11 protein-coding genes are annotated in these 13315 nt (G+C 65.1%); 2 read left to right on the top strand and 9 right to left on the bottom strand.

What is annotated here, in order from left to right; genetic code table 11:
- Positions 1–42 precede the first annotated feature (42 nt).
- The 5 genes from AB0C34_RS14735 to AB0C34_RS14755 all read right to left on the bottom strand — a co-directional run bounded on the left by AB0C34_RS14735 (position 43) and on the right by AB0C34_RS14755 (position 5190).
- Complete coding sequence (locus AB0C34_RS14735) at positions 43–843, bottom strand: ABC transporter ATP-binding protein (protein ID WP_357071814.1); 801 nt, start codon at positions 841–843, stop codon at positions 43–45.
- A complete protein-coding gene (locus AB0C34_RS14740; protein ID WP_357071817.1) occupies positions 840–1760 on the bottom strand; it encodes a branched-chain amino acid ABC transporter permease in 921 nt (306 codons plus the stop codon). The genes AB0C34_RS14735 and AB0C34_RS14740 overlap by 4 nt, the downstream gene beginning before the upstream one ends.
- Positions 1761–1764: 4 nt before the next feature.
- A complete protein-coding gene (locus AB0C34_RS14745) occupies positions 1765–2646 on the bottom strand; it encodes a branched-chain amino acid ABC transporter permease (protein ID WP_357071820.1) in 882 nt (293 codons plus the stop codon).
- 83 nt (positions 2647–2729) lie between these two features.
- Complete coding sequence (locus AB0C34_RS14750; protein ID WP_357071824.1) at positions 2730–3887, bottom strand: ABC transporter substrate-binding protein; 1158 nt, start codon at positions 3885–3887, stop codon at positions 2730–2732.
- A gap of 439 nt (positions 3888–4326) precedes the next feature.
- Positions 4327–5190 carry an IclR family transcriptional regulator gene (locus AB0C34_RS14755; protein ID WP_357071827.1) on the bottom strand — a complete coding sequence of 288 codons (864 nt, stop codon included), beginning with the start codon at positions 5188–5190 and terminating at the stop codon, positions 4327–4329.
- Positions 5191–5557: 367 nt separating this feature from the next.
- On the opposite strand from AB0C34_RS14755, the gene AB0C34_RS14760 reads away from it, so the two are divergent.
- Both AB0C34_RS14760 and AB0C34_RS14765 read left to right on the top strand, forming a co-directional pair.
- On the top strand, positions 5558–6352 hold the full coding sequence (locus AB0C34_RS14760; protein WP_357071830.1) for a methyltransferase domain-containing protein: 795 nt from the start codon (positions 5558–5560) through the stop codon (positions 6350–6352).
- A gap of 192 nt (positions 6353–6544) precedes the next feature.
- Positions 6545–7474: a TetR family transcriptional regulator gene (locus AB0C34_RS14765; protein WP_357071833.1), complete on the top strand. Its 930-nt coding sequence runs from the start codon at positions 6545–6547 to the stop codon at positions 7472–7474.
- A gap of 143 nt (positions 7475–7617) precedes the next feature.
- Here AB0C34_RS14765 and AB0C34_RS14770 read toward each other — a convergent pair whose 3' ends face one another.
- The 4 genes from AB0C34_RS14770 to AB0C34_RS14785 all read right to left on the bottom strand — a co-directional run bounded on the left by AB0C34_RS14770 (position 7618) and on the right by AB0C34_RS14785 (position 13049).
- The gene (locus AB0C34_RS14770; RefSeq protein WP_357071836.1) at positions 7618–8655 is read right to left on the bottom strand and encodes a phosphotransferase family protein; all 1038 of its coding nucleotides are present in this window, start codon (positions 8653–8655) and stop codon (positions 7618–7620) included.
- Positions 8652–9428, bottom strand: coding sequence for an SDR family oxidoreductase (locus AB0C34_RS14775; RefSeq protein ID WP_357071840.1), 777 nt, complete (start codon positions 9426–9428; stop codon positions 8652–8654). Before AB0C34_RS14775 ends, AB0C34_RS14770 begins: the two co-directional genes overlap by 4 nt.
- Complete coding sequence (locus AB0C34_RS14780; RefSeq protein ID WP_357071843.1) at positions 9425–10681, bottom strand: acyl-CoA dehydrogenase family protein; 1257 nt, start codon at positions 10679–10681, stop codon at positions 9425–9427. The genes AB0C34_RS14775 and AB0C34_RS14780 overlap by 4 nt, the downstream gene beginning before the upstream one ends.
- A gap of 961 nt (positions 10682–11642) precedes the next feature.
- Positions 11643–13049, bottom strand: a complete 1407-nt coding sequence (locus AB0C34_RS14785; RefSeq protein WP_357071846.1) for a cytochrome P450 — start codon at positions 13047–13049, stop codon at positions 11643–11645.
- Positions 13050–13315: the final 266 nt, after the last annotated feature.

The raw sequence follows: 13315 nt of genomic DNA on the forward strand, positions 1-13315 counted from the left end.
GTCGAGATCGTCGACGGTCAGGATGGGAGGCATCGAGGACTCCTATTTTCCGAAATAAGCGCGCCGGACCTCAGGGCGGCGCAGACAGGTGACGGGCTCGTCCTCGGCGATGACCTCACCAGCGGCGATGACGGCCACGCGGTCGCAACTACGCTCGAGCAGACGCATGTTGTGCTCGACGACGACGATCGTGATCCCCTCGGAGCGGAGCCGGTCGAGCAAGTTCGCGATCGGCAGCCAGTCGGCGTCGTTCATCCCGGCGGTGGGCTCGTCCAGCAGGAGCAGCGAGGGACGCATGGCGAGGGCGCGGGCGATCTCGATGCGGCGCTGGTCGCCGTACGACATCGTCTCGGCAAGCCGGTCGGCACTGTCGGAGAGCCCGACGAACGCCAGCATCTCCTCGGCCGTCGCCCGGGTGTCGACGCGGTCGCGCCGGTCGGCGGGCAGCGAGATCAGACTCGACAGGAGTGAGGCCTTGCGGTGCCGGTAGGTCCCGGCCTCCACCTGTTCGCGCACGGACAGCCCGCGGAAGAGCCGGATGTTCTGGAAGGTGCGCGCGACGCCGAGGGCGCTGATGGCCCGGGCGTCTCGACCCGTCGCATCGACCCCGCCGATGGTCATCCGGCCGCCGCTGAATGAGCCGAAGCCGGTGAGCAGGTTGAGCAGCGTTGTCTTGCCCGCGCCGTTCGGGCCCGCGACACCGAAGATGGTGGCGGCCGGTACGTCGAAGCTCACCGACGACAGCACGTGCAGGCCGCCGAAGCTCTTGGAGATCGAGTCCAGGCTGAGCGCCACTCCGGAGGTGGACAGGCTCTTCTTCTCGGTGATCAGGCCGCCGGTCACTCGGTCGCTCCCGCATTCTCCAGTTGATGCCGGTCGTCGGTGTCGCGCGGCGCCACTCGTGGGTGGGACCGGGCGCGGCGCTTTTCCCGCCGTCGCCGCCAGCGCAGCGGGTCGATCAGGCCCCCGGGCAGGAAGAGAATGATCGCGAGCAGCAGGACACCGTTGATGATCGACTGGCCGGCGGTGATGTATTGACTGATGTAGACCGGGAGGCCGGTGAACACCACCGCGCCGATCACCGATCCGAACCAGTGGTAGGCCCCGCCGAGCACGACGCAGGCGATGACGGTCACCGATAGGTCGACGTAGAAGGTGTCCGGTCCGATGTAGGACAGCTGGGATGCCTGCATGGCGCCGCCCACAGCGCCGATCGCGCCGCTGAGCCCGAACGCGATGATCTTGATGCGGGCGACGGGAATGCCGAGCGCCTTGGCCACGTCCGGGTCTTCGCGCGTGGTGTCGGCAGCGACGCCGAACTTCGAGCGACGCAGTGCGAACAAGAGCGCGCAGACGATGACGAGCAGCGCCGCCATCTGCGGCATCGACATCGTGTAGGGCACGACCTCACCGCCCGATCCACCGGTGTGCTCGCCGAGATTGACCACGAACACGCGGGTGATCAGCACCAGGGCCACGGTGGCCAGGGCGAGCCAGTGGCTCGAGAGTTTGAGGAACACGCGCCCGACCAGCAGGCCGAAGATTCCGGCGCCTGCGGCGCTGACCAAGATGGCGAGCCAGAGACCGAGGCCGGTCTCGGTCATCAACCAGACGGAACCGAACGCGCCGATAGCGGCGAAGGTGACGGTGCCGAAGCTGAGCAGCCCCGTCCACAACGTCACGTACGTGCTGAGCGCCAGCACAGCGCCCGCCATCGCGAACATGGTCGCGCTCTGCAGGAGGACCAGGGTGGGATTCATGACGTCACGCCCTTTGAAAATTGGCCGTGCCGAGCAGGCCCGTGGGACGAGCGAGCAGCACGACGAGCACGAGGCCGAAGGTGATCGCGTCCTGATAGGACGCCGAGATGTATGACGCCGACAGCGTCTGGACCACGCCGATGAGCAATCCGCCCAACGCACTGCCCCGCACGTCACCCATGCCACCGATCACGACGGCGGCGAAGCCCTGCAGCAATAGGCCGTCGCCCAAATTGAAGTTGAAGCTCTGCCCGCCCGCCAGCATGATCCCCGCCAGTCCGGTGACGGAACCGGAGAGCATCGCCGCTCCGATGATCATGGTCCGGGGGTTGATCCCGGCGATCTGCGCGGAGCGCTTCTCGTAGCCGACCGCCCGGATCGCCGAGCCGACGTTCGTGCGATGCAGCAGGTAGTAGACGGCCGTGATCACCACCGCGGCGAGGACCACCGCGAGGAGCTGGGTTGTCAGGATGTCGATCGGGCCGATGCTGATCTGCCCGCGCGGGACCGACGACGGGGGAAATCCGACCGGGGTGGCGTCGGTGGCGATGCTGAGGATCTCGCGGAGCCCGATCCACATGCCGATGCTGGCGATGACGGCGCCGAGGAGCTGCACGCCCCGGCGGCGCAGGGGCTCGAACGCGATCTGGTCGACGAAGACGGCGACGAGGCCTGCCGCCAGGACGCCCACGATCACGGCCAGCCAGTACGGCAGGCCCGCGTCGGCGATGGCGAAGTAGGTGATCATCGCGCCGTACGTCGCGTAGACACCCTGGGCCAGGTTCAGGATCTGCATCGTCGAGAAGACGATCCCGAACCCGACGGCGAACAGGGCGTAGATCGACCCGGTACAGATGCCGTTTGTCAGCTGTTCGAGAAACAGCATGGTGGGTCCTCTCGGTACATGGCCCGGTCAGCAGCCGCGGGGTCTCCCCGCATCGGGCGACCCCGCGGCGCTCGGGTCGATCGTCAGTTGCTAGGGGTCCAGCGGGCGATGGCGCCGTCCGGCGCCGTGTAATGGACGATCTGCACGCTCGAGGAGGCGTTGAGCTGACCGTGGTCGAAGGTGACCTTCCCGTAGATCGTGTCGAGTTCGGTCATCGTGTCGAGGGCCTTCGAGAGGCCCGCGCGGGTGGTGTCGTGTCCGGCTGCTTTCAGGCCCATTGCCAGGGTGTAGATCGCGTTGAAGCCCTGCGCCGCGAAGTCATCCGGGTCGTCGCCGTACTTCGCCTTGTAGTCCGCAGCGAAGGCCTGGCCGGCGCCGGTGGCCTCTTTGGCGAGGAAGTAGACCGGGAACGGAACGTTGCCGAGGGCCTGCGGCTGGGACTTGTACACGCCGGTGCCGCTGATCGTCTCGCCACTGACGATCTGACCCGGGTAGCCCTTGTCGTGCAAGGCCGCGATGAGCCCGACAGCATTCGACTGGGTACCCGCCACGACGATCGCGTCCGCGTTCTTCTGGATCAGGTCGGTTGCCGCGCTGGTGAAGTTGGTCTGCGTCGAGAGCGTGTCGACCTGACCGAGGTTCTGGACTCCAGCCGATGTCATCCCCTTCTTGAAGGCCTCGGCCTGCGACACGATCCCCGAGTTGTCGGTCATCACGCCGTAGGCGACCGTCGCAAGCTTCTTCTGCTCGGCGACGGTTTGCGCGAGCTTCTCGTTGGCAGGCTGGGGCATGGTCACCGTGCGGAACACGTACGGCGGGGCGGCGAGGTCCACATCGGTGGCGCCCCAAAGAACCAGCGGGACCTTCGCCTTGTCGACGATCGGCTTCGCGGCCCCGGCGACCGTGCTGAGAATGCAGCAGGCGATGCCGACGACATCCTGGTCGGCCACGAGCTGGGCCACGACACTGGCGGACTTCGCCGGGTCCTCGGATCCTTCCTTCGCGACGAGTTCGATCTTCTTGCCGCCGCCGATCAGGTCACCGTTGTTGATCTGATCGGCGGCAATGCGCGCACCGTTCGCGAACGTCTTGCCGGCGCCGGCGATGGGGCCGGTCTCGGCCACAACCATTCCGAGCTTGATCGTTGCGCTGCCGGTGCCGCCGCTGTCCTTCGCGCAGCCGGTCGCGGCGAGCGCTGTCGCCGCGATCACGGCCACGGCGATGCGCCACGACCTGCGCATGCCTCGTCTTGTCTGGGTGGTTGACTGCGTCGCGCGCACGGAGCCTCCTAGCTCGCCGTTGGGCTGGGCGGCTCGATCCGATGGGGCGCCGAAGCGTCGCCCAGTCAGTCGAGACCCCTGGTGACCACGATGTGGTCTGTTCCGCTTTCCGAACCGTGGTTCGGAATACGGTGACGCTAAACCGGCAGTGTGATGTGCGTCAACAGTTTGGCGGCAAATGCCTGGTAATCGAGAGTGCAGACGCTGGAATGTTGCCAGGCGGGCGCGACATAGTCCCGCTTGGAAGGTGCCAGCGCGAGCGGGGAATCATGCCGGGCGGGCGCGAGATAGCCCCGATCGAGAGGTGCGGTGGGCGCGAGATAGCCCGACACGGAAGGTGTCGGCGCATGCGGCCGACCCCTCGTCGCGCACACCGGGAGGGGTGCAGAGCAGTCGACGGTCAGGAGTTCATTCGGGTGGACAGCTCGGCGGCGAACTCGATTACCCGCGCCACGGTCCGCTCGCAGAGGTCGTCGGTGAAGCGGTTGGTCGGGCCGCCGACGCTCAGCGACGCCACCGCATGGCCGTCGGGGCCGAGCACGGGGGCCGCGACGGCACACACGTCCTCGATGTAGTCCTCCATGCTGATCGCGTAGCCCTGCTCGCGGACCTCGGCAAGTTTGGCCCGCAGTGCGGCCTTCGCGGTAGTGCTGCGGGGCGTGAACTGTCGACGTTCACCTGCCAGGGCAACCGCCTCGATCTCCGGCGAGAACGCCGCCAGCACGACCGGCCCGGCCGCGACGTGGTACGGGATCACGGCACCAACCGCGAGGCCGTGCACCTGCACCGGGTTGCTACCTACGCTCGTCTCGATCGTCACCGCTCCGTGCTGGCCAGGGACCATCAGGAACGCGGTATCACCGAATTCGTCCGCCAGTCGCTGCATGAATGGCAGGGCCTCGTTGCGCAGGTCCAGATCAGCTCGTGCGATCGCGCCCAGGACCAGGAGCCGGGTGCCCAGGCGGTACCCTCCGTTCGCCGACCGAACCAGCCAGCCGACGGCCACCAGGGTCTGCAGCAGCCGGTAGGTCGTCGTCTTGTTGTACCCGGTCTCACGCGTGAAGTCGCCCAGCGACAGCTCGCGCCGGTCGGTCGAGTAGAGGTCGAGTAGGCGCGACCCCTTGATGATGGACCCGACGATGTTCTTCGGGTCGATGTCCGGCTCCATGGCCCGCAGCGTACCGGAATGCGGAACCTGGTTCGCAATTTTGGGCAGGGCGTCGTTGCGTAGCGATGCACGGACTTCGTCGGGCCACCTGATCATGTCGCGACACCACAGGCGCAGGGACCCGGAGCGGCTCTCGCGGACGCCGATCGAGAACATGCCCGCCGCCGACGCCAGCGCGCTCTCACGGCCCGAGGTGCGCAACTCGTTCGTGGCGGCGCTGGCCCACGCGTCGCCTACCGCGAGACGGGCGGCGGCGCGGGAGTCGGCCCTCCTATTGCACTGCCACCACCGGCAGTCAGGTTCGATCGCCTTTCCGGCGACCGAAAGAGATGCGCGGCAAGCGACAGTCTTGGGCTCAACCACTTCGGTGCCGGCTGAATCCGCGCAGTGCACCCAGCATTTCGGCCTGTTCGGAAACATGTCGCGCGAGACCTTCGGACAGCGGCCCCTCTAGAATCCCGTCATGTCCGATGATCGTGACAGCCGGGTGGGCCGTGCGTTGTACGGGCACGAACTGTTCAAGTCCGGCCGGGTTGGCGAGTGGGAACGAGTCTCATCGCTCGCCGAAGCGTTCGACGCGGGTACACGGGCCGTGCTAGGCGATCTGTGCCAGGGAAGATGCCTGGACGTCGGCGCGGGTCCCGGCACTATTACGCGCTGGCTTGCCGATAATCCCAGGACCACCGAGGTCGTCGCGGTGGACCGCGACACCCATTTCCTGGACAACCTCGATGTTCAAGTGGTCCGCACCGATCTGACAGCGGACCGATGGCAACCCGACGAACCGTTCGACCTGATCCACTGCCGGTTCGTGCTGATGTTCCTGCCCCAGCGACGTGATGTACTGAAGCGGTTGGCGTCCTGGCTGCGGCCGGGCGGAGTTCTGGTCGTGGCAGATCCGCGCCGGATGTATTTGCCCGTTACCGGCCATCAACCCTTCCGGGTTGCCTATCGAGCGCTGTGGGAAGGCCTGGTCAGCACCCTGTCCGCCGATCCAGGCTGGGGCGACCACTATCCGTACCAGCTACACGAGTGCGGACTCGTCGATGTGGGCGTCCGGGTCGATGTGCCACCTCTTGTCGGTGCCGGCCCACAAGCCCGCTTCTGGGCCGGCACCTTTGATCAAATGTCTGCCCACCTCATCGGCAGTGGACTTGTGGACCGACAGATTCTCGATGCGGCTGACGCGCAGTTGCGCGATCCAGATTTCACCGATGTCGGCATGGGGATGTCCATAGCATGGGGTAAGCGACGGTAATTCCATTCGTCGGGCAGATCACCGCACGCCCGAACTGGCAGATGGTCCGTTGCATACGCGACTGAACAGACCGTACGTTCGATCCAGGTTACTTTCATATGGTCATCAAGATCACGACGACTGCCACGTAGTGTCGAGCAATGTGGCGGGATCGCTTAGCACTCCCTGCCCTATCGATCTAGCATGTTCAGCATGACTGAACACCCTGAGCGGGACGAAGCTACCCTCGGCGCGGGTCACCTCGTGCGGCGGGTTCGCGCCGCCGCCGGGGTGTCGTTGCGTGAGCTAGCACGCCGGATCGACGTCAGCGCTGGAACCCTGAGCGCCATCGAGAACGGCAAGACACCCCTCACCGTGGACCGGCTCGATCGCATCGCCGCCGAACTGGGTGTATCCACCGTCGACATCCTCACCGCAAGCCCCTCATCGGTCGTCGACAGCCGCATAGGCGACCGCGCCGACGCGAGCGAAGGTCGACAAACCTGGCGGACCTTCGCGCCACTATCGCTCGATCCCGCCCTCGAGGCGGCGATATCGACATTTATGGAAACCGGCTACCACGGCGCGACGATGCGGAGTATCGCGGCAAACGCCGGCATGAGCGTCGCGGGCGTCTACCACCACTATCCGAGCAAACGAGATCTGCTCGTCGCCATCCTTGACCTCGCGATGACCGAACTGCACTGGCGCATCCCAGCCGCCCGCGACGACGGCGCCGATGTGATCGAACGATTCGCCAACATGGTCGAAGCCCTCGCACTGTTCCACACCCACCGCCCCGAGTTGGCGTTCATCGGCGCCAGCGAAATGCGCAGCCTCGACGACCCCGACCGTACGCGCATCGCCGCCCGCCGGATGGACATCCAGCACATGCTCGACAACCAGGTCGCCGCGGGCATCCGCGCAGGTGAGTTCACCACTCCCTACCCACACGAAGCCACCCGCGCCATCTCGACCATGTGCACCTCATTGCCACAATGGTTCCGCGCCGATGGCCTTGTTTCCCAACAGCGCATCGCGGTCGAATACGCCCAGTTCGCCATCGACGTCCTGCGCGGACATGGCAGCCCGCCGCGTCCGCATCCGAGTCGGACCAATGCCGTTGTGCTGCAATCTAATTAGCGCCGCTCGGTCGCCGCCCACCGCTCACCGCATTGGGTGCACTGCGCCCGTCCCGCCGAGTACACGCTTTGATCACCATCCAGTGGAAGCGCCCGCCGACGTCGACTCGAGGGTCGCATGCCGAGCAACCGGCGGGCATTCCGCTACAACCCCACCTCTTTCGCGGCGTCGGCGGCCGAGTTGAGCAGCGACAGGACAGCGGCTTCGTCGGGTGATTGTATGCCCGAGCGGTTGCCGGGGTTATCGAGTGTGCGGCGCATGATGCCCGCGTAGATAACCGCGATCTTCCACAATCCGAGCACATACCAGAAGCTCAGAGCCGCTCCGTTTCGACCGGTCGCGCTCAGATATGCCTGTGCCATTTCGTCGTGGCTGGGCATACCCGCCAACGCGGGCAGACCGTGACCGAATGCGATTTCACCCGGCCTGGGCCAATATGCCAGGGTCGAACCCATGTCCGCCAAGGGGTCGCCCAAGGTGCACAGCTCCCAGTCCAGCACGGCGCGCACGGTACCGGTTGTCGGCGAAGTGATGACGTTGCGCAGGTGGAAATCGCCATGTACCAGGCAGATCTCCTGCTTCGCCGGAATTGCCGCGGTAAGGCGTGCGGTCAACTCGTCGAAATCGCGGTTGTCCCCGCTCCAGGTGGCGTACCACTGCCGTGTCCATCGTTTCAATTGCCGCTGAGCGTAGGGGCTGTGACTGGCGATGTCGGCCAATCCGGCCCGTTCCAGGTCCACCGCATGGATCTGGGCGAGCGCTTCCACCATGGATAGCGCTGTGGTCCGACGCAGTGGTGGCGTCAGCGACTCCAGCGCTACTTCGCCGTCGATGACGTGCCCGTCGACGAATTCCATCAGGACGATGGGGGAGTCACCTGCGATGCCGACGTCTGCGACACCGAGAACCCGCGGAGCCGGCACATCGGTGGAGTTCAACGCTCGCAGAATCCGCGCTTCGCGAACAACGTCGTGCGCCGAATCCAGGGTGTGTCCGACCGGCGGCCTCCGCAGAACCCACTGATGCCCGGCGTCGTCGCGAACCAGGTAGGTGAGATTCGACTGACCGAGCCCGATGCGGTCGAATCGCAGCGAGCCGGTCCGCGTGAGGCCGAGCGTGTCGAACCAACTACTGACCGCGTGTGTGTCGACCGCTGGTTTCGTCGTGGCGTCAGTGCTCAACGGTCTGCCTTCGTCCGGGGCTCGGCGGCGTAGACGAGCAGTTGACCGCCGTCGATCACCAAGGTTTCACCTGTGATCCACGACGCCGCGTCAGAAGCCAGAAAGGCGATGGCCGAACCGATGTCCTCAGGCTCACCGATACGCCCCAGTGGGGTCGATGCCGCGACTTCTGCCTCATGGTCCTTCCATAGCGCTTCGGCCAGTTTTGTGCGAACCACGCCGGGCGCGACGGCGTTGACACGGATTCGCGGGGCCAACTCCAACGCCAGTTGCTTGGTCAGATGAATCAACGCGGCCTTGGACACGTTGTACAGACCCAAATCGGCGCTGACCGACATGCCGTTGATCGATGCGGTATTGATGACAACACCGCCGTGCTCGCGCATCCATGCCGCAGCGGCCAGTTGCGTCCACAGGATCGGTGCCCAAAGATTGGTGTCGAACAGTTTGGCGAAGCGCGTATGCTCTTGGTCGAGGATCGGTCCGAATGCCGGATTGGTGCCGGCATTGTTGACGAGAATGTCGATCCGGCCGAACCGTCGCCCGGCGAAGTCGATGCACTCGCGGGCACTGCTCTCGTCTGCCGCATGAGCCGCGAAACCGATTGCGCTACTGCCGATTTCATCGGCCGCGGCTGTGGCGGACTCGAGTGTCCGCGCGGTGGCGACGACATTGGCGCCGCCCGCGGCCAATGCTCGTGCGGCCGCCAGGCCGATCCCGCGGGACGCTCCGGTTACGATCGCGACCTTGCCGGTGAACTGCTGGCTGGTCATTGTCTACCCACTGCGGTCGCGGGAATAGGCTCTGCCCGGACAGTATTCTGCGACGCGGAGTGCTTCCGCAGTTCGATGCGCGCGATCGCGCGCTTATGCACCTCGTCCGGCCCGTCGGCGAGCCGCAACGTCCGCAGGTGGGCGTACATGCGGGCCAACGGTAAGTCGCCGGTGAGTCCCGCGCCTCCGTGGACCTGGATCGCGCGATCGACGACCTTCAGCGCAACCGCTGGTACTGCCACCTTGATCGCCGCGATCGCGGTCTGGGCCTGTTTGTTCCCGACGGTGTCCATCAGGTGCGCCGCATTGAGTGTCAGCATCCGCGCCATCTCGATGTCTATGCGGGACTCGGCAATCCAATCCTGGATATTGCTGCGCTCAGCCAGCGGCAGTCCGAAGGTCGTCCGAGACTGGGCGCGCTGGCACATCAGTTCCAGCGCACGTTCGGCTGCACCCAGCGCCCGCATGCAATGGTGAATCCGACCGGGCCCCAGTCGGGCCTGGCCAATGGCGAATCCGTCACCTTCCTCGCCGAGCAGGTCGGCAATTGGGACCTGGACGTCTTCGAACAGAAGTTCCCCGTGACCTTCGCGATCGTGGTAGCCGAAGATGGGCAGGTTGCGAATGATTGTGATGCCCGGCGCGTCAGCGGGTATGACGAGCATCGACTGCTGCCGGTGGGTGGGTGCAGACCTATCGGTCTTGCCCATCACGATCAACACCCCGAAGTTTTTGTGCAAGGCGTTGGTGGTGAACCATTTCCGCCCGTTGAGGATGTAGTGATCGCCGATGCGCCGGATGTCGAGTTCGATGTTGGTGGCGTCCGAACTCGCCACGCCGGGCTCGGTCATGGCGAAACCCGAGGCCATCGTTCCGTCCAGCAACGGTTGGAGGTAGCGCTCGTGATGCTCCGCCGTTCCGAAGCGGCTCAGCACCTCGATGTTGCCGGTGTCCGGGGCATTGCAGTTGCAGGCCTCCGACGCGATCGCGCTGCGACCCATGATTTCCGCGAGCGGCGCGTACTCCAGATTGCTCAGCCCTGGACCCCACCTCGGATCGGGGTGGAACAGATTCCACAGCCCGCGGCTGCGAGCCTCGGCTTTGAGCTGTTCGAGGACCTGCGGCTGATGATGCGGGTCGCCCGACTCAGCGATCTCACGCTCGTATTCCAACTCGGCCGGATAGACCGAGTCGGTCATGAATTCGAGCAGTTCGTCGCGGTAGCGCGCCGAACGCTCGGATATCTCAAACATTGCCTCTCCTTTGGCCGAAGGTTTCGGGACTGCGCCAGTGTCGCCCGGGTGGCGCACATCAGCCGGTCGTGCGGTCCAGTCGCCACACACGCCTGCTGAAGTCGAGTCCGACACAAAGAGGTCGACTCGGCGCATGGATCGTCGGCTGACAGGTGCGGCGCTGGCGCGCTGATCGGACGCCGGCGCAGGCGTATCGGCTTGCCCAACCGTTCGTTCGGTCAGGTTTGTTCAGATCGGAGCGTAGCGATCACGGTGACTGCTGTCCAGTAGCATCTTTTAGCTCAACCCTTGCCAGTAGACACCAAAGATTGTTGTTCAGCTAAACTGAACATCGCACGGTGGGGTGCTAGCGTCATTCACGCGCCGACACTGTGCGGTTGCTCGTTCCGGCCCCTGGCCGACTTGTCAGCGAGTGGGTCGGCGATCTCGGCGCCGCCATTCCGCGGCGGCGAACGCGGGCTTCGGTTGCTCGACGGGCGACGACGCTGCTGCGATTCCACGCTGTAGGCAGCGCGAGAAGCGTCGGGTTGGCGTGAGCAGTCGGCTCATGTCAAACCAACCGCTGTCGCCAGCTAACCAAGTCGACCAGGTTGTCGTGTGGCCGACACTCCGCGCTAGGACGCAGTGCGCGCGGTGATCTCTAGGGCGTGAGCATGCGAGTGCTCCGATCCGGAGGCCGCGCCGTCGACCATGGCGCGACCGGTCTCGCGATTATCGTTGACGCGTTCGGCACCAGCCGCTTCAACAGCGGGATCAACGGCCTCGTAACCGCATACACGGCGCGATAATCACGCCGGTCGCGTCGAAGATGATGACCTTCATGCGTGGACCTGCCCCATCGGCAGAAGGATCGAGGGATTCGCCGGCAGCAGGGCCTCGCAGGAGGCGGTGCGCACCCGCTGCGCAAGCTCCGCTACCGGCGTTCGCCGCCGGCCCGGTACAGGAACTAGACAGTGTGTTGCTAGGCGATGTGATCAAGCGATCGGTCCGTCGCTCCCATCGGATGCAGGGTGGCCAGGATGGGTTGGGCGGGATAGGTGAGATGGACCCGGCATCGTCGTTGTGGCACCGGGTCGGTCAACTGCAGTGACACATTGCTCAGAATCTCGTCACACACCCCGGCGATGAGCGACCTGGAAAATTCACCTGCGACGCATCCAAAAGCTCCGGCGCCGAAGAGTGCTCTACGGGGGTTTGCGATTTGTTGGAACCGTTCCGGCACATAGGTTTCAGGTTGCTTCCAGACCGCAGGATCGCGGTTGAGCATGGCGGGGCAAACACCGACTACCGTCCCTGCGGGAAGGTGGTACCGCTGCTCGCCGCTGTCGTAGGTCAGCGGCGCCTGCAGAGCGCGGACCAGCGACGAGATCGGATTCAGGCGGATCGTCTCCCACAGGCACCAGCCGAGGTAGGTCAGCCGATCCGGAGCGTCCATAACGGTGTCATAGATACCGCGGTCGCGCACGATGTCGACCAACGTCCACACACCGTAACTGCCCGGATACGTCACGGCGTTCCATAACACGTACATCGCCATCCAGGCCACGTCGTCGTCGTGGACATTCGCCGCCCGGATAGCCTGGAACAGAGGCGTTTCCGGCATATTTCGCGCCGCGTCGGCGAGAATGCCCGCGAGACGGCGAGTCCCCCGATACTCCGGCATCGCGTACCGCCACGGTGTCACCGCCAGCGTTGCGCGAGGAATGTCGATCCCGTCGGCGATTGCGCGCAGCGCGGGTGTGATCTCGTATCCGTAACGGTCCCAGAATTCGTCGCCGGCGAAGAATCGGCCGGATATCTCGTAGATCGCGGGATACATCGCGCGCGCGAGGTCCACCGTTCGCGGCCAGCGTGCGAGGTGCTCGTTCACGACAGACTTGGTCAGCGGTGGCAGCCCACCGACCTTTTCCGGTGAGAGGAAACCCGCCATGATCCGTTTTCCGGTGAGTACGAGTTCCTGCAGGGACTCGTGGTCGTTCTGGCGCCGAGGAAACCAGAATCCAATGGTCGGAACGTTCCCGAAAACCGGTCCCATGGCAGCGTGTTCGGCAGGCAGCGATATCACCTTGTCGTATGCCGCTCGATCGAGCAGATAGGTGAGGTCGAACCGGGACGGGATGCGGATCGTGAAGACCGCGCCGTGGTTGTGGGCCGAGTTGTACACCAAACCCACCGGGTCGGTGACAACCTTCCGCAACCTGGTCACGAAGCCGACGAGCGGAATGGCGTCGGCGCCGTCGAGCACCAGCGGCGCAGGACGGTAGCCCGACGGGACGTCAGCCGGGGTGGTGTAACTGCGCCACGAACGCCATGCGGCCCATCCGGCCGCGACGGACAATGCTGCGGATGCCACTCGAATTGGCTTCATTTGGATCCTTCTTCGCGCGAACGGTATTCGGCACCGGCATCGAATCGACGGGCGCTCAACGGCGACAACGGGAGACTTCGTGACATACGGACTTCCTGGTGAAGCCGTTCTCGTGAACGGAATTCGACATCTCGACGCGGCGACCGTCGAGACGTGCGACACTACGCTCGCTGGGCTCATCTGCTAAAGATTCCCAATGCAGGGAAGTGCTGGGTGCTGGTCACCGGCCTTCGCCGTCGCCCGTCGTTAGAAAATAGCCTGAGGAT

Source organism: Nocardia sp. NPDC049220 (assembly GCF_040647855.1).
Lineage (GTDB): Bacteria > Actinomycetota > Actinomycetes > Mycobacteriales > Mycobacteriaceae > Nocardia.